15 protein-coding genes are annotated in these 18261 nt (G+C 34.4%); all 15 read right to left on the reverse strand.

Going from position 1 to position 18261, the window contains the following annotated elements; all coding sequences use genetic code 11:
- Positions 1 to 31: 31 nt before the first annotated feature.
- Positions 32 to 2833, reverse strand: coding sequence for a motility associated factor glycosyltransferase family protein (locus NSQ92_RS17890; RefSeq protein ID WP_341153017.1), 2802 nt, complete (start codon positions 2831 to 2833; stop codon positions 32 to 34).
- Between the two features lie 26 nt (positions 2834 to 2859).
- On the reverse strand, positions 2860 to 3870 hold the full coding sequence (locus tag NSQ92_RS17895; RefSeq protein ID WP_341153018.1) for a UDP-N-acetylglucosamine 4,6-dehydratase family protein: 1011 nt from the start codon (positions 3868 to 3870) through the stop codon (positions 2860 to 2862).
- A 15-nt stretch (positions 3871 to 3885) separates the two neighbouring features.
- The gene (locus NSQ92_RS17900) at positions 3886 to 4476 is read right to left on the reverse strand and encodes a hypothetical protein (protein ID WP_341153019.1); all 591 of its coding nucleotides are present in this window, start codon (positions 4474 to 4476) and stop codon (positions 3886 to 3888) included.
- Positions 4477 to 4632: 156 nt separating this feature from the next.
- Positions 4633 to 5751 carry a flagellin N-terminal helical domain-containing protein gene (locus NSQ92_RS17905; RefSeq protein ID WP_341153020.1) on the reverse strand — a complete coding sequence of 373 codons (1119 nt, stop codon included), beginning with the start codon at positions 5749 to 5751 and terminating at the stop codon, positions 4633 to 4635.
- Positions 5752 to 5901: 150 nt separating this feature from the next.
- Positions 5902 to 6132 (reverse strand): carbon storage regulator CsrA, encoded by a 231-nt coding sequence (gene csrA, locus NSQ92_RS17910; RefSeq protein WP_047944779.1) that lies wholly within the window; start codon positions 6130 to 6132, stop codon positions 5902 to 5904.
- The gene (fliW, locus tag NSQ92_RS17915; RefSeq protein WP_047944777.1) at positions 6132 to 6581 is read right to left on the reverse strand and encodes a flagellar assembly protein FliW; all 450 of its coding nucleotides are present in this window, start codon (positions 6579 to 6581) and stop codon (positions 6132 to 6134) included. The genes csrA and fliW overlap by 1 nt, the downstream gene beginning before the upstream one ends.
- 121 nt (positions 6582 to 6702) lie before the next feature.
- Positions 6703 to 7848 (reverse strand): flagellar hook-associated protein FlgL, encoded by a 1146-nt coding sequence (flgL, locus tag NSQ92_RS17920; protein WP_341153021.1) that lies wholly within the window; start codon positions 7846 to 7848, stop codon positions 6703 to 6705.
- A gap of 46 nt (positions 7849 to 7894) precedes the next feature.
- Positions 7895 to 9544, reverse strand: a complete 1650-nt coding sequence (gene flgK / locus NSQ92_RS17925) for a flagellar hook-associated protein FlgK (protein WP_047944773.1) — start codon at positions 9542 to 9544, stop codon at positions 7895 to 7897.
- Between the two features lie 11 nt (positions 9545 to 9555).
- A complete protein-coding gene (locus NSQ92_RS17930) occupies positions 9556 to 10041 on the reverse strand; it encodes a flagellar protein FlgN (RefSeq protein ID WP_047944772.1) in 486 nt (161 codons plus the stop codon).
- A 22-nt stretch (positions 10042 to 10063) separates the two neighbouring features.
- Complete coding sequence (gene flgM / locus NSQ92_RS17935) at positions 10064 to 10318, reverse strand: flagellar biosynthesis anti-sigma factor FlgM (RefSeq protein WP_047944771.1); 255 nt, start codon at positions 10316 to 10318, stop codon at positions 10064 to 10066.
- Positions 10319 to 10596: 278 nt separating this feature from the next.
- On the reverse strand, positions 10597 to 11034 hold the full coding sequence (locus NSQ92_RS17940; RefSeq protein ID WP_047944770.1) for a YaaR family protein: 438 nt from the start codon (positions 11032 to 11034) through the stop codon (positions 10597 to 10599).
- Positions 11035 to 11185: 151 nt separating this feature from the next.
- A complete protein-coding gene (locus NSQ92_RS17945; protein ID WP_047944769.1) occupies positions 11186 to 12595 on the reverse strand; it encodes a flagellin N-terminal helical domain-containing protein in 1410 nt (469 codons plus the stop codon).
- Between the two features lie 20 nt (positions 12596 to 12615).
- On the reverse strand, positions 12616 to 13047 hold the full coding sequence (gene fliS / locus NSQ92_RS17950; RefSeq protein WP_047944768.1) for a flagellar export chaperone FliS: 432 nt from the start codon (positions 13045 to 13047) through the stop codon (positions 12616 to 12618).
- Positions 13048 to 13103: 56 nt separating this feature from the next.
- Positions 13104 to 13400 carry an EscU/YscU/HrcU family type III secretion system export apparatus switch protein gene (locus NSQ92_RS17955; RefSeq protein WP_047944767.1) on the reverse strand — a complete coding sequence of 99 codons (297 nt, stop codon included), beginning with the start codon at positions 13398 to 13400 and terminating at the stop codon, positions 13104 to 13106.
- Positions 13397 to 18250: a hypothetical protein gene (locus NSQ92_RS17960; protein WP_341153022.1), complete on the reverse strand. Its 4854-nt coding sequence runs from the start codon at positions 18248 to 18250 to the stop codon at positions 13397 to 13399. Before NSQ92_RS17960 ends, NSQ92_RS17955 begins: the two co-directional genes overlap by 4 nt.
- Between the last annotated feature and the right edge of the window lie 11 nt (positions 18251 to 18261).

Raw genomic sequence — 18261 nt, forward strand, 5'->3', positions numbered from 1 at the left:
CACTCTTTCGTATACACAATGATTACTCAAACTATTTTAATAATAATACTGGTCTATACCCTCTATGTGGGATCACTTTATCTATATGATTATTTTCATTCACTAAATAATTCTCTACAAAAGAACCGCCTCTAGAAATGCATCTATCTTGATTTTCTTCAGACCTTGTCATTGTCCAAGAGGATACATTATGGTAATTCCAAGATAAATGATCTGAAGATGAAACTATATATTTATTCCATTCACTTAACACATCTTTCGCATCCTTACTATCTACAAGGCTTCTAATTATAAGATCTCCCTTAGAAATAATAACACTTCCTTGATTCGAATCTAAGGTAGTCCAAGACACATAATTCTGTATAACTCGATCTGCAATCAACTTCTTCTCTCCATCAACTTCATCTACCATAATAAAATAAAAATCTCCATCAGGAAATGCCGCAGACTCAGGAGGTATAAATTCTTTTGTTTCTTGCCCAAAGTCACTAAATTCACCCACTGTATTATACTGAGCTTTATAATGACACCGAATTCTTTTTCCTATTTCTAAATGATTGATATCAGTTACTTCATTAATATGAAATAATCGACCTGCTTGATCTATTTCTACTCCAGTAAACCAGAAGCTGTTTTCATCTGTAAAACGAACTACTACATGATGCTCACTATTGGATAGATTATCCTTTTCAAACACCACTGCATTTATTTTGAGGGGATCACCATGAAAAATATTGTTATTTACAGAAATACTTTCAGTGTGACCATCGATGGTTAACTCAAATTTTTTGGAATCAATTTTACCTTTTGAGCCAAATAGCTTCAACTTAGTTCCAGTAAACTTAAATCTAATAATAGCAGTGCCTTTTGAAACCATTTGTTTAACAAAATAATCAATGGTTTTACCAGGAGAGTAACTCTCCTTAATCCAGTTCCCCTCATAATAGAATACACCACAATCAGCAGGATAAAATTGTCCAGACGATCCAGTACTATCTATTTTGTGATGAACATCATAGATACATCCTGATATTTGCTCCAAAGTCTGTTTACATCTATCTAAATAAGGTGAAAATGAATCGATTACAAGCCTTGCTTTTTGAACAACATCCTCTACTTTTCTCATTTCTGCTGCTTTAATTGTTAACGCTTGATACTGTATGCGATTAATAGGATGTATAAATATTTGATAACACTCATTATTAAAAAGCTTTTTCATTTTTTCATTAAATACATTTATCGTTGAGTTAAGCTTTTTAATCTGATTTTTCTTAACTAGTGCTTCCATTTCCTGAAGATAGTTGATTAGTTGCTTATGCAGCTGTCGATACTGTTGTATAAATTGTTCCATTAATTTAGATTTACTTATAGAAGTATCTATATTATAAGAAGGTGATTTTGAGTTTTTATACCATTCCTTTTCGACAACCTTATCTTTTAAATACTTTTCCATAACAACTTCTAGTGGTATAAATTTAGATCCTTTAATAGCTGCTCCGCCATTCGTAGTATTTATTACTTCAATATTTTTGTAAGAAGATAGATATTGTTCCAAATAATTCTTCATATTGATAAATCCTTTAGTCGACTTAATTAGATTTCCATGTACATCTTCAACTAAAACAAAATTATCTTTAACAATTTCTTCCTTAATTTCCTTGATACCAGTAGAATATACAGCTTCCCCTTTTAATGCTAAATTTTGTCCAACTAGAATAACAGGATTGCAACCAAGTTCACAAACTAACTGAAGTGTTATAGCAGCAATCGTTGGAGCATCATTTATTCGTTTCATACTCTGTTGTTGGTTACTTATATAATATGGAGAAACAGTATCTTGGCTCGTTATCATATGCAGTTTTGGACCTGGATAATATTTCAATGTTTCAAAACCCACGCTCGTCCCATAAATCATGGGGACATCCGTTATATCTTCCTCTAGCATCTTTGTAAATACCGAATAGTTAATATCTTGAGGATCATATGTACAAACAGCATCGGGAATGATTCCATTGGCAATGAGTGCTTTATTAGCTGATCCAACCGCAAAAATAAATGCTGTCTTTTGTTCTTTTATTTTTCTTAAATTTTCGTATTCTTCTTCTAATGATGGTCCAGCAGAAACAATAATAAGTGGCTTATCTTTGAACACTGACTCAAAACCACTTAAAATATTTGGGCTAGTTAAGGTAACAGGCAAATTAAGCAAACTATTCAACGTCCAGCGAGCACTAAATTTATTGTCAATATAATTGCTTTCATACTTTGCTGTAACAGCTGCTTTAAAGTCTTCTGTAAACTTTTCAAACTTTTGTTTAAAGATTCTTTCATAGCTTGGTAAAGCTATCAGCATGATTCTTTCTTGGATATTTCCCATTATATTTATTAAAAACTCTTTTGAATCATCTTGTTCTGTATCAATATAAACATTTTTTAACCGACTTAAATCCACCATATCTAATCTATTTGATTCAAGAAAATAGTTAAATACGTTAGGTACTGGTTCAAACAGGGAATAATTCATATTAGGATATCTATTTAATAACGTCTCTACATGATATCCAAGTCCCACACCATAAAATAAAACATGATCATACTTATCCAATTCATCCTTATAACGTTCGATTAGTACTTCTGCTTCCTTCTTTGGATCATATTTACTGTGAAGAAAATAAGGTCGATTCTCAATCGTAACAGAAAGCGTTGGCGCATTCTCCACCTTTGATTGCAGAACTTCGATATTGTTCTTATCCGTACTATCTTTCATAGCACTCAAGGAACTACGTAAATAAGGAAACATATTCATGAGAATGGTTTGTTTTTCCCCCGTCATCTGATTCCCCCCAATCAATTCCTGTTTTATAGTAAATTTTCTTCTCTTATCCATGTTTTTAATGTGTCCTTTGATATTACTTCTTCTTCGTTTGGATTTATTTTTTCGTATGTGGGAGTAATTAAATTAGGATATTCTCCGTCCGTCGCACCATATGGTGGCCTGATTATAAACATATCCTCTGTTTCTAATGCAACTCGACCTTCATCTTCGGTCATTAATTCCTCATACATCTTTTCACCAGGACGTAAGCCTATTTCCTTAATATCAATTCGATGGGAGTTGTATTGTTGCTCCATTTCTTCAACGATGATTTCCACTAAATCCTGCAGGCGTATAACAGGCATTTTTAAGACAAAAACTTCGCCGCCATACGCGATTGAATTTGCTTTTAGCATTAATGATATCGCCTGCTTAGGTGTCATCATATAGCGTAGCATTTCTTTATTTGTTACGGTCACATACCCTTTTTCTATAATTTGCTTTTTAAATAATGGGATAACCGATCCCCTAGATCCCATAACATTCCCGAATCGAACAGAGCTGAAGATTGTATTTTTTGGCCCTTTTTGATAATTAGCTGCTGAAATTAGTCTTTCTGCTGTTAATTTAGTCGCTCCATAAGCGTTGGTAGGTGCAATGGCTTTATCCGTGCTGGTAAACAGGACTCTATCAACACCAGCATCTAAGGCCGCTTGAATGACATTCTGTGTTCCGATGACATTTGTCTTTACTGCTTCAAAGGGATTATATTCACATGCAGGCACATGTTTCATAGCTGCCAAATGAAAAACATAATCAATATCTTCCATAGCCATTAAGAGTCTTTGCTGGTCTCTAACATCCCCAATTAAATATCTAATATTTGCTCTATTTCCCATCTCTTGTTGGAGCTCAAATTGTTTATATTCATCTCTGCTAAAGATGCGAACAACTTCAGGATCACATTTTAATAGCTCCATTAGAAGATGTTTGCCTATTGTTCCTGTACCGCCAATAATCAAAATCTTTTTTTTAAAATATAAGTTATTGTACATTCTTTTAGCTCTTTCCTATTTTTTTATAACCCGAAAAGTCTTTTCTGTTATAGATATAATCGATTCAAACTGAGGGAGAATTTCATAGGAAATAATATCCCCGATTAAGATAAAATCATGATTTTCTATTGCTTCTAACAAGTTAGGTAATTCATTATCTAAGTGACTAGATACCAACAAGAGATTTTCTCTATATTCATCTAACTCCATGTTACAAATTCCTTTTATCGTATTATAAATCCAGTTCAGCCCCTCCAATAAATCTTGAAGCAAGACCCAGGATTCTTCCGTTGGAGATTGATAGAATTGCTCTGTAAGCTGTTTAATAATAGGGACAGCCCGCCCACAGTATTCATTTAGGGATACCGTTAAATCACTAATAAATTCTTTTATTGTTTTAGTAACTAATTGTATCTTTTCAATTTTGCCGATATCCTCTGTCAGTTTATATTCAAAATCTCTATAGACTTCCGTACCGTTTATAATCAAGTGGCTAAAATACAATTTGTTTTTTTCTAAGTCTTCATTAATTTTTTGTATCAGCACTTCTATATTTTCGACACTATTTTCATAGGTAATTATTTCCTTCGTTAAGTGTAATTCCATTTAGCAACCTCCAACAATATGTTCTACTTACTATATCGGTATGATTCTCAAGAATTGAATAATAAAAAAGCATATAAATATTGGAAGCGTAGTAGATAAAAACATCAGATACAAAAAAATGGCTACCGAATTCGGTAGCCATTTTTTTGCTATTTATTATCCTAATAATTGTAATACTGATTGTGGACGTTGGTTTGCTTGAGCAAGCATAGATTGAGATGCTTGAGAAAGGATGTTAGACTTAGTCATTTCCATCATTTCTTTCGCCATATCTACGTCACGTACACGAGACTCAGCAGATTGTAGGTTCTCAGAAGAGTTACCTAAGTTGCTGATTGTATGCTCTAGACGGTTTTGGAATGCCCCTAATTTAGAACGTTCAGCAGAAACTTGGCTGATCGCAGCATCGATTACAGAAATAGATGCTGTAGCAGTTTTATGAGAACGGATATCTAATGCATAAGTTTGAGCAGCATCTTTATTTCCAACATCTGTTAATTTATTTTGGCTACCAGATGCAAATACAGCATTTTCTGATTTGTTTACTAATTCAGCAGAAATAACTGTTCCGTTGTCTGTTTTTACACTTGGTCCAGTAGTACTAGCACCACTAGCATTAAAGAATGTTTCGTTAGCATTTGCAGTTGCAACAGTTTTAAAAGTTGAAGATCCGCTAAGTTTAGCAGATCCCTCAGAAGTACCAGCAACACCAAGAGCTTCTGCACGCATATCAAAAATGTCGATAGTGAAGTTTTGTAGTGAGTTAGCACCGATTTGTAGTTTAATACCACCACCACTGAAATTACCAGCAGCAGAAGTATATTTACCAGCTGCAGCTCCAGCACCAGAAAGTTCTTGTGAACCATTCAATAGTTTCTTTTGGTTAAACTCAGTATTGTTACCAATACGGTTAATTTCAGAAGTTAATTGGTTTAATTCTTTTTGTAATTCTTGACGGTCTTGATCTGTATTTGTATCGTTCGCTGCTTGTGTAGCAAGTTCACGCATACGTTGTAGAATGGAATGCGTTTCGTTTAAAGCACCTTCAGCTGTTTGGATCAATGAGATACCATCTTGAGCATTACGTTGTGCTTGGTTTAAACCGCTGATTTGTCCACGCATTTTCTCAGAAATTGCTAGACCAGCTGCGTCGTCTCCTGCACGGTTAATACGTAAACCAGAAGATAATTTCTCCATAGATTTAGAAGCATTTGCTTGGTTTGCACCCATTTGGCGATATGTATTCATCGCTGATAAGTTATGATTGATAATCATTGTTTGTTTTCCTCCCTGAATATAAATAGTTCCACATCCATGTGGTTAGCCGGTCATTTCAAGTAGTCGGCCGCCTTCTTGAATTGCCGTTCTATTAAATATATCGTCAGGCAATGATTTATGTTTAGTATATTGACTATAAAAATCTAATTATTTTTTCCTAATTTGATTAGTAAGATTTTTTATAAACTCAACGGAGGCATCTCCAGCTTCATTATTTTCATTTTGAATAGCTACATAGACCTCTTTTCTATGTATTTCGATATTTTTGGGAGCCTCGATTCCGATTTTTATTTGCTCTCCTTCAATTGCAAGGATCGTAATTTCAATATCATTTGCGATTTTTATCGATTGATTTACTTTCCGTTTTAATACAAGCATTATTTAGAACCCTCCTTTTGTTCCTTAAAAAGAAAAAGTTCATGTTTTGTTTGGTAATCTGAATCTACTAATATGACTTGTTTTCCTCTTTTCAATCTATCGTTTATAACAATAGGGCCCTGAAGATTAGCTGTAATGCTTTTCAATTCTTCTTTAATAGTTAATAGAGAAAAGATAACTACTTCCTTTGTATCTTGTATATTCAATAACTCTTTCACATCTTCGGGAATTTTCACTGCGTATTCTTTAAAATACAAAAATGGATCAATCATTACAAAAGCTAATGAGGGGGTTGCTACTGATTGAAGTACAAAAAGGTCTGCTCCTCCTTCTAAAGGTAATATATAAAATTCCTTTTCCTCTTCAAATCCAGGTAATCCTTGTTCAAATCGAATTATTTTATCTTTTTCTATAGCAACATTCCCATGAAATTTCGTTTTAATTTCCACTTTATAACCACCATTCTTATTTTCAATTTATTCTTTACATTTGCTAGAAGAAAAATTCCGTTTGATATCCTATCTATAGTTACTTCTATTATAAACGAAAAAAGCTATCCAATCGGACAGCTTATCGTAAGAAGTCTACTAATGATCTTTGAATAATTTGCGCTCCTACTTGAAGTGCTGCATTATGAACCATTTGCTGTGTTAAGTAGCCCATCACCGCTTCTTCAAAATCCATATCTTCATTCTCAGAAAGGGTTTTATTGGCAACAACTTCTTGCTGCTTCAATCTACTCTCTACCATTTCAGCACGATTCAATTGTGCTCCTAATTGGGATTGTGTAGAAACCACATTATTTATATATCCATCAATAGCATCTAATGATTTAGTTATTTCCTTCCCTGTTGCATCTGGATCCGAGATCATTTTCTTAATGGCCTCAATCCCGCCGAACATATCTAATGAAAAAGCTTCATTTGAAACGACATTAACAGGAATGGATACACCTTTCGAAACTTCTAATAGCACACGATTTGAATTCGTCGAAACAGCAGTATCTTTTGAAATAACGATACTTTCACTATCTAAATTCTTTTCTACAGCAACTGTTTCTCCATCTTTATATGCTAATTCTTCTTGATAGGTATACGTGATTTCTCCCGTACTTTCATCGATTTTAATCGAAGATCCATTTTTATCTTTATACATATTATCTGTGCTATCATAGGTGTAATTATTCCCTTGATAATTTATTACATATTCAGAAGGATTAATAGATCCGTCTGCTAAGCCAGCCTGGAATCCACCGAAATCCATATTTATTTGATTTAAATTCATTGGAGAAGACGCTGTATCAGTGCCATTAAAAATATACTTATCCCCTACTTTTGTTTCTGCCAACGTAACCAGCTGTTCTTGTAATGTTGTAATTTCATTTACAATATTCTTGCGTGCTGTTTCATCATAGGTATCATTTGATGCTTGTACTGTCAATTCTCTAATTTTTTGTAAAATTTGATTCGCGCTATCTAGAGCGGTATCAGCATTTTCCATCCAGTTATATCCTTCATTAAGGTTTCGCTGATATTGTTTTATCTCCGCTACTTGTGTACGATAACGCATCCCTTTCATGGCTACAACTGGATCATCAGAGGGTTTTGTTATTTTTTTTCCCGTTGTAATTTGATCAGAAAGTCTTTGTAAATCCGAATAGCTGTTACTAATGTATTTCAAATTATTATTAGTAAGCATTGATTGTGTTACTCTCATTTGCCCATTACACTCCTAGTTTTAATTAGTTAGGAAATGGAAATTTTTATCTTCCTCCAACACCCATTCCATTAATAACTTTATCAAGCATTTCATCCACGATTGTAATCATTCTTGCCGCTGAATTATATGCCTGCTGGTATTTGATTAAGTCAATCATCTCTTCATCAATTGATACACCACTTACAGACATTCTTGTTTGTTCAACAGAATCTCTTAATATTCCTGAAGTTCTTTCCATCCTATTTGCTTCAGAAGCTTGTTCCCCTAATTTACCGATAATCCCTTGATAAAAGGCTTGGACATTTGTTTTATTTCCGCCAAAATCAAGAATAGAATCTTTTACTTTCGCAAGGTTTAGTGCATTTGTTCCATTTCCAGCAGAGGCTTCTGTAGCCGCTGCTATATTCTCTACATCCTCTAAAATTTCCTTAGACAATACAATACTAGCAGCTGCACCTTTCGGGTTATCAGCTGTTATATTACTGTCTGTAAAACTAAAGAAGTCAATATCTTTTGCTACTCCATCTTGTATTTCATTTAAACTATATCCGCTTCGGTGAACTTCATTAAAGGCAGTTGCAAACGTATAGACCATTTCATCTAAATCGTCAAACATAGAATTATATATGCCCTTTATTTCTCCACCTTCCATGTAACCGTAACCCTCAATTACGCCTTTCAGCTTACCTTGACTATTTAAGGCCTTGAAATCGTTTAAAGTGTACAGGCCATTTGCAGCATCCGCATCCGAATCTGTTTCTATTCCGTCAAACTTGCTTTTAGCAGTTGGATCATCATTCAGTTTAAAAAATTTAATAGAGGTAACAGGACTGTCTAATTCATCTCTACTATCAAATTGAATATGGATTCCATTTGCTGTTTTTGTTGAGGCATCTATAAGTTTTATAGGCTGGCCATTCGAATCTGTCAATATGTCACCTTCAGGCGTTGCCATGTATACATCATATAATCCCTCAGCACTTGCCCGAGCTAATCCGCCGCTTGACTTAGCTTCTACTTTAATATTCATCATGGTAGAAAGAGAATCTAGCAATCTATCACGTTCATCGTATAAATCGTTAGGCAAATAACCATTAGGCTCCACAGCACCTATTTGCTGATTCAATTGGTTAATTTGTTTTAACACACTATTAATATTATCTTCCGTATTTTCTAATTCACTTCTGTTATCTTTTTGAATTGCTTTTAATGAAGAATACATATATTTAAACGTATCCACAAGAGCAGAGCCGCGTTCTCTAACAACTCTTCTTGCCCCTTCATTTTCTGGCTCTGTCGCTAAATCCTGTAAGGAATTCCAAAATTGATCCATACTATTCGAAATCCCTGTTCCAGATAACTCATCCATAACATTTTCCATTTGTGATAGCATTTGTGCCTTTGAATCCCAATACCCCAATTTACTAGACTCTTTACGATATTGCATATCTACAAAGCTATCTCTTATCCGTTCGATCTGATCAGCTTGAACACCAGTCCCCAAATGCCCTGGCATCACTGGACTATTCTGACCAACTGCTGGATATCCTTGTGTAGCAGCTAAACTTACTCTTTGTCTTGTGTAACCTAATGTATTAGCATTTGCAATATTATGCCCTGCTGTAGCAATAGCCGATTGCTGTGTAGTTAGAGCACGCTTTGCAGTTTCTAAGCCCATAAAGGTTGAAACCATTGATTCTCCTCCTAAACCTTTGATTCAAATATCGAATATCTTTCTTTTTCATAAGATGTTTTCGATTCTGAACGATTGTAATTATAGGTGTCTATATCGGGTTTTAATAAGTCAAGCGAGACCTCAATAAATTGCAGAGATTGATTAATAAGTTGTTGATTTGTCTCATTTTGCGTTTTTATTAACCCCAGCACTTCTACCAGTTTCTGTTTTATTTCCATTAATATATCTTTCGTTTGATCGTCAACCGTTTTTATAACATCATCTAATGTCGTCTGCTTTTGTTCACTACCTATAAAGCCATTACAATTCCATTGCAATTCTTGATCCTTTTTTTGAATAGCTTTAATTAACTTTTGTTCTTTTCCTGTTATTGCTCGTAATTGATCTGTATCCCCTTTAATAAGTATGTCTTTTTTTTCAAAAGAAAGTTTCAACAGATCTTCATGCAAGGAAAGTATGTCATTTAATGAAGCTTCAATCGTTTCGATCTGCATCCGAAATTCCACCTATCTTTCCTCAGCCCTTTTTCCAGAATGATAGAATTTTTTCGGCAACTTCTTTTGAGTCTACTTGATATGTTCCGTCACTAATTTGTTTTTTTAGCTCCTGAATTTTTTCAAGTCTAACTTCATCTTGTGTACCTTGAAGTTCTAACGCAGCTTTTGATATTTCCACTTTATCTTCTTTTTTAATATTTTGTGCAGCAGCATTTTTTTCCATTTGTTTTTTATATGGGTTCATATTTACTGGATTAAAATTATTAATTTTCATTTTTACACTCCTCTACAAAAAATTCGACCTTCCGTTTCATATATTGAAATTTAACTATATTCATCTTTCAGTTCTTGTTCTTCTATCTTCTATATCGGTCAAAAATTTTCCTTTTAAAGACTAAAACTTGTTTTTATAAAAATTAGACTGATATTCCTATTTCTATTCTAACCAGCCTATTCTTATTTAATGTCTATTTAGATAAATATCCCGATATAATAAAAAAGCAGCATAGAATCCCAGAGAATTCACTTGCCGCAATAGTTCTAAATACTTATTCAGGTATAAATATTAATTAAAAGCCCTTGAATTTCTCCAACTGATTGTAATATATCTAAACCGTTTTTTTCTTTGTCTAATAAGGTATTGGTTAATTCCAACAACTTTTTATCCACTTCTTTAACGATCTTGTATACTTTCGTTCTTCCTCTGCGATTAAAACCACTTTGCTCTTCTAATTTCAAGGCATTGTTAACTGCTTCATCCATAAAATCTTTTACCATTTTTTTATATCTACGCAAATCATCTACCGTACGATGTTCCGATAATTTCTTCCCTTGTCCCTCAATTTCTTCTACTAATTTTGATAATTTTTCATAAACAGCCTGCTGACGATTTTTAGAAATAACTTCTTGAAAAGAAATACTTTCCGCTGGCAAGTTATCTTTACTTTTTATTTTATCCGTAGTTGTCCTCGAAACTCTCTGAACTTCCAAATATATACCTCCCTTTAATAATTATAAATATATTTAGATTTACAAGAGATGAAAAATTGTAATTAGGTTTATTGTTTTCCTTCTATATTATCATAAAACCAAAAGAAGAAAGCTAGTCCATCTTTTACCAGGACTAGCTTAGATTTAATAATTACGATTGTAGAAGCTGTAAAACTCCATTTGGTAATTGATTTGCTTGAGCCAACATCGCTTGCGCTGATTGATTCAAGATATTATTTTTTGTAAACTCGGTCATTTCTTGAGCCATATCTGTATCACGGATACGTGATTCAGCAGATGTTAAGTTCTCATTTGTTACTTGCAGATTGCTAATTGTATGCTCTAAACGGTTTTGTGTAGCACCTAGCTTAGCACGAATAGATGAAATCTGATTAATTGCTTGGTCAATATTGAAAATTGCTTTGCTTGCACTATCATTTGAAAGAATACTTAAATCATTTATTCCAAGTTTTACTGTGCTTAATTGCGGGATATCAATATTTAAATTCTGATTTGTATTGGCACCAATTTGGAATGTTAGGGCTTTGTTTGTTAAATCAAATTGCGATTCGCCTTCTTTAACATTTGCTCCAAAAGATAACTTCAATCCGCCGTGCTCTACTTCTCCATTTCTTGTAATGAGCTCTTTCGAGAAAGTAATTGGCGTTGTAGAATCATCTTCATTTACTTTAGATACAGATAATGTAACTTTAGATTCTATTTGAACTTTTGCTGTACCGTTTCCAGTGATTTGTGTTGTATCTATCTTTATTTGCTTGCCAGTTTCTGTTCCAATTGTCTCTTCTGCTCCATCTTCACCAACTACTGCCGCAAGCTGTCCAATAGAAAATCCGCTTGGATCAAAAATTTCAATATTGGCGCTTCTTTTTGTTCCATCATCCTGATATCCTGTAACTACAACAGAGTATTCTCCTAATGCTAAGTCACTGTCTGAATCCATTGTAAGAACATCTGAGGAACTGATTCCAGCACCTGGCTGATTTAACGTATTAACAAATTGTGGAGTTCCCGAAACTGCCACTTCATATTTGCCAGTTGCTAAGGTAGGATCTACTACTGTCGGAACCTGCTTTAAATTTGTTTTATCCTGTTCTCCTACAAGGAATTGTGTATCTACCGCACTAGAACCATCTAATAGTTTACGCGTATTAAATTCAGTTTTAGCAGCAACACTATCAATCTCTTTTAATAACTGATCAATTTCTAATTGAATAGACTCACGATCTGAATCTGTATTTGTGTCATTTGCTGCTTGCACTGATAATTCACGCATACGTTGAAGCATTGAGTGTACTTCGTTCATTGCTCCTTCTGCTACTTGCATTAAAGAAACGCCATCAAGTGAGTTGCGTTCTGCCATAGATAAACCTTTAATTTGTGAACGCATTTTTTCTGAAATCGCAAGCCCTGCTGCATCATCGGCTGCACGATTGATTCTTAAACCAGAAGATAGTCTTTCTAGGTTTTTGGAAGTATTGAATTGGTTTTGATATAGATTACGGTAAGCATTTAGTGCCTGAATATTGTGATTAATTTTCATTTTAATATACTCCTTTTGTTTTAATTTTTATCATATGTCATGATATTTTTTTCGTATGCCAATGTTTTTTGGCGAAGACCAGTATTTATCTTAGGTGTTTTTTCTTTCATGCTTACAGACCAAGCTGCAAGTAGTTCTTCTATTATCGTTTTGACTTCTTGGATAATGGATATATCTTTTTTTAAATTGGCATCAATAAGTTTTCCTGCAATATAGTTATATAACATGTCTAGTTGATCGGCGATAATTCCTGCCTCATAGTTAATCCCAGCGCCAAGTCTCCAGACAATGTCATTAGCTTTCTTTAATTTTACATTCGCGAGGATATAATCCTTATTTTCTATGTTTTCAATTGCTTCTTCTAAATTATTTAGACATGCTTCATATAATAATGCTGTGAGTTCTTGTGGAGATTTTTGATAGAGTACTTCTTCTGAAATAAGGTTAGCCATGATTTTCCACCTCCAAAATGCTCCTGTTTTTTTTATCGGAACATCTTTTAATTTCTTTAATATTTTTTATTCATTTCTTCAATTAATAGAAGAATTTCTGCTATTACTGAATATAATTGAGGAGGAATACTATCTCCTAAGTCCATATCTAATAGATTGGCAACAAGAGAGGAGTCTTCTTGCATATGGATATTATTTTTCTGGGCCAATTCTATTATTTGTTGAGCAACTGCTCCCTTCCCTTGTGCAACAACAGAAGGGGCAGTGCTTTTATCGTCATATTTTAATACTGCTGCAACTGGTCCATTTCTTTCAAAGCGATTTTTTTGATTATAATATCTTGTCATGCTCATATTTGTAAGTTAACTCCTTTCTCTTGTATGAAATCATTAACGCTGGCAAGTCTTTTATTATCTTTTTTCTCTATTGTATCAGCTGAAGGATTTGTAAGATGCGTAAAATGGATATTTTGTACTTGATAACCAATCTCTTGTAAACGATCTACCGCAATTTTAGATAGTGGCGACATTTTCTTTTCAAAATCTGCTGAATCATTTTTTACGGTGATGGATAGATTGCGATCTGTTGCATTCAATAAAATTCCAACATCTCCTAATTTCTTCGTTTCTAAAAGAAAGTAAAGATTGCAATTTTCCCAATCTACTTGTTCCCCTTTTGATTTTGAATTGATAAATACTTGTATGTTCTCATTTTTCTCGCCTAACAGCATGGGCAAATTAAAGAACATACTTTGCAATTGGCTAGATGAATCTTGCTTATTTAATAATTGTTGTCCGTTAATATTGTTTAGTGCCTGTTCCGCCTGCCTGCTTACTGTTTCATCACCTAAATTTTCACTGCTAGCCAATTTTAATAATGTTGTCTTTAGATTATCTTCTTGTTCTTTGGTTGGTGTATGACTTGAAACAAGTTTATTGGCTACATCACTCTCTCGATTTAAACCGAGTGAGCGGATTTTTTCATACATTTGTCGTGAAGAAGGCTCTTCTCCTTCTAATATATAATTCCTTCCAATATCTTCAGATTGTCTTACCAAACTTTTCAATGGAGATACTTCTTCTAATAATGCACTACTTTTTGAAACATAGTGGACAATTTTTTGTTCAGACGGCTTATATTGAATACTATCAACCATCTTTTTCACCTCTGAAACAATTTCAGTTGCTTTTGCAGTATTTCCATTAGAGAGATATTTTTTTGCCTCTGCTAATTGAGAGCTCGCTTGGAGTAATCGTTTTTCGGTACGCATATCGGCATATAACATTAAATCACTTTTTAAAATTGTTTGATCTAATTTAGCGATTGTACTTTCAATTATTTTGGATGCTTGCGGAATACTTGAATCCTTATACTTTTCCATTAATTTTTGCGCATTATCTAAATTCCGATAGATTTCTCTCTTTATATCTCTAAATTCATGTGTTGCCTCTGCTAATTTTTGTGATATTTTTGTTACCAATATATCCTTTGAAGAGATGCCCATGGCTTGTAACTGACTATCCCATCGTTTCTCTTCCATCTCCACTTGTTTTGGAGAACTATCTTCTACATAATTTTTATTTTCCTGTTGTATTGCAGTTTCTACTTCTTGTAAAGCTTTAGAAATGTTTTGTCTAGATGCCATCTCTCTGCCTTTACTACTTAACTCTAATGAAGTATTAATTGCTTTTTCTATCTTTTCTTTTTTATCTGGACTTAAGTTTTCATTTTTACCAAGCTCAGATTTTAAATCATTTAGTGCTTTTTCTAAAATAGGCTCTTTCTGTATTTGTTTAGCAGCTTGTTTGATACTATCCATTTGTAATTGAGTTGTCGTGTTAGCCCTAGCAGCTTCTCTATTGCTCTCATTTTGTTGAACTTGACTCTTTTCATTAGGAATTTTTGAATTATCCATATCTATAACCTGATTAAGAGCAGTTTTTATACGCTCTTTGGACGCTACATTTAATTGATCTGCTTGATTAATAACCTGCTCTAGCTGTTTAACCTGCTGGGGGCTAATAGATTTATTATTATTCACCATTTCTTTTACTTCATTAACAATATTAGGAATAGATAGGTTATTTTTAATACTGTTTATTAATTGTCCAACTTTTTCATTAATCTGATGAGTTGATGTAGAATCACTGATTTTAGTAGATTCATTGATTTGTTGTAAAACTTGGTTTATTTTATTCAACCCAAGCTGCTCTTTCCCCATCATTCTTAAATTACCAGCTTCTCTCACTGCCTGTTCTACTTGCTTTACTACTTCCGGCGGCATTTTTGGATTGTTGATAATTGTTTCTTTTACTGTTTGGATTGCTTTTTGTAGATTAGGCTCTTGCTTTATTTGATCTTTTGCTTGAGTCAATTGATCTTGTACTGCTTTGCCTTGGTCTATTGCTACAGGTTTGGATTGTTGGGCTGTGACTTCTTGTTCGGCTCGAGTTAGTGCTTGCACTAACTTCTCGCGGCCTGTACTTTCTTGGCCTAAACGCTGACTTATTGTCGCTTCTCTCACTGCCTGTTCTACTTGTTTTACTACTTCTGGCGGCATTTTCGGATTGTTGACTATCGTTTCTTTTACTGTTTCGATTGCTTTTTGTAGATTAGGCTCTTGCTTTATTTGATCCTTCGTTTGGTTCAATTGATCTTGTACTGCTTTGCCTTGATCTATAGCTACGGGTTTGGATTGTTGGGCCGTGACTTCTTGTTCGGCCTTTGTGATCGCTTGGACTAATTTCTCGCGGCCTGCACTTTCTTGGCCTAAACGCTGACTTATTGTTGCTTCTCTCACTGCCTGTTCTACTTGTTTTACTACTTCCGGCGGCATTTTCGGATTGTTGACTATCGTTTCTTTTACTGTTTCGATTGCTTTTTGTAGATTAGGCTCTTGCTTTATTTGATCCTTCGTTTGGTTCAATTGATCTTGTACTGCTTTGCCTTGATCTATTGCTACGGGTTTGGATTGTTGGGCCGTGACTTCTTGTTCGGCGCGAGTTAGTGCTTGGATTAATTTCTCGCGGCCTGTACTTTCTTGGCCTAAACGCTGACTTATTGTCGCTTCTCTCACTGCCTGTTCTACTTGTTTTACTACTTCTGGCGGCATTTTCGGATTGTTGACTATCGTTTCTTTTACTGTTTCGATTGCTTTTTGTAGATTAGGCTCTTGCTTTATTTGATCCTTCGTTTGGTTCAATTGATCTTGTACTGCTTTGCCTTGATCTATAGCTACGGGTTTGGATTGTTGGGCCGTGACTTCTTGTTCGGCCTTTGTGATCGCTTGGACTAATTTCTCGCGGCCTGCACTTTCTTGGCCTAAACGCTGACTTATTGTTGCTTCTCTCACTGCCTGTTCTACTTGTTTTACTACTTCCGGCGGCATTTTCGGATTGTTGACTATCGTTTCTTTTACTGTTTCGATTGCTTTTTGTAGATTAGGCTCTTGCTTTATTTGATCCTTCGTTTGGTTCAATTGATCTTGTACTGCTTTGCCTTGATCTATTGCTACGGGTTTGGATTGTTGGGCCGTGACTTCTTGTTCGGCGCGAGTTAGTGCTTGGATTAATTTCTCGCGGCCTGTACTTTCTTGGCCTAAACGCTGACTTATTGTCGCTTCTCTCACTGCCTGTTCTACTTGTTTTACTACTTCTGGCGGCATTTTCGGATTGTTGACTATCGTTTCTTTTACTGTTTCGATTGCTTTTTGTAGATTAGGCTCTTGCTTTATTTGATCCTTCGTTTGGTTCAATTGATCTTGTACTGCTTTGCCTTGATCTATAGCTACGGGTTTGGATTGTTGGGCCGTGACTTCTTGTTCGGCCTTTGTGATCGCTTGGACTAATTTCTCGCGGCCTGCACTTTCTTGGCCTAAACGCTGACTTATTGTTGCTTCTCTCACTGCCTGTTCTACTTGTTTTACTACTTCCGGCGGCATTTTCGGATTGTTGACTATCGTTTCTTTTACTGTTTCGATTGCTTTTTGTAGATTAGGCTCTTGCTTTATTTGATCCTTCGTTTGGTTCAATTGATCTTGTACTGCTTTGCCTTGATCTATTGCTACGGGTTTGGATTGTTGGGCCGTGACTTCTTGTTCGGCCTTTGTGATCGCTTGGACTAATTTCTCTCTGCCCGCACTTTCCTGGCCTAAACGCTGACTTATTGCTGCTTCTCTTACTGCCTGTTCTACCTGTTTTACTACTTCCGGCGGCATTTTCGGATTATTGATTATCGTTTCTTTTACCGTTTGGATCGCTTTTTGTAGGTTTGGCTCTTGCTTTATTTGGTCTTTTACTTTATTCAATTCCGTAGCAGACTCTTGTAAATTGCCTGTTTTTATATTAGTCAATACATCCATTATTTTAGTTTTGGCTATCGATTGCAGTTTTTCAGAATCTTGTATAGCTTGTGTAATACTTTTTATATGCTCTTTCGATATCCGTGGATTTTCGCTTAATTTTGTACGTAATAGCTCTATTCCTTTCTGAATATCCGCTTCCGTTTCGATTGCAGAAGATAATTCACTTATTAATTTACTCAAAGCATTATTTGGTTTTGAACTAGTTTCACTTTTTAAAGCATAGACTGTATTATGATGTTCTACTTGATTTTCCGATAAATTTTTTTGAAAATTAGGGTCTATCGCATTAGCTATTTTTGTAATGATATCATTTAAAGGCTCTCCATTAACTGCTGCATGAATAGAACGTAAATTAACTGCTGATATCTCTAGATTTTTACTTGCCAGAGCACGTATTGAAACTAATTTTTCTTCTATTGTTCCTGTTTCATCTTCCAAAAATGCATTTAACTGAACTAATATATCTCTATTTATAGTAGTCTTTTTTCCTAAAATAGCCGTTGCCATTCTTAATTCATTTTTACTTTTTTCTGAAATACTCATATCTTCTATCATTTTCTCTGATGAAGGATTCGATGGTAAGTCAGGAGTTTTAGTGGTGTTTGTTTTAACTTTTATTTCACCACCATCCATATCACTAATTTGGACAGAAACTCGATTTTCCTTGGGAATCGTTTCTTCAAATTTCACATTAAAGTCTTTTCCTTTAATTTGGACAACCGCTTCAGTTTCTGAAATCCGAGATTTAATTTGGGCATTATATGTTTCATTTTTTAAAAGCTCTAATTGTTTTTCATTGGTTGTTATATTGGATAGTTGGGTTTTATTAGATATTTGCATAATAACACTCC

Source organism: Niallia sp. FSL M8-0099, from assembly GCF_038006945.1.
Classification (GTDB): domain Bacteria; phylum Bacillota; class Bacilli; order Bacillales; family Cytobacillaceae; genus Niallia; species Niallia circulans.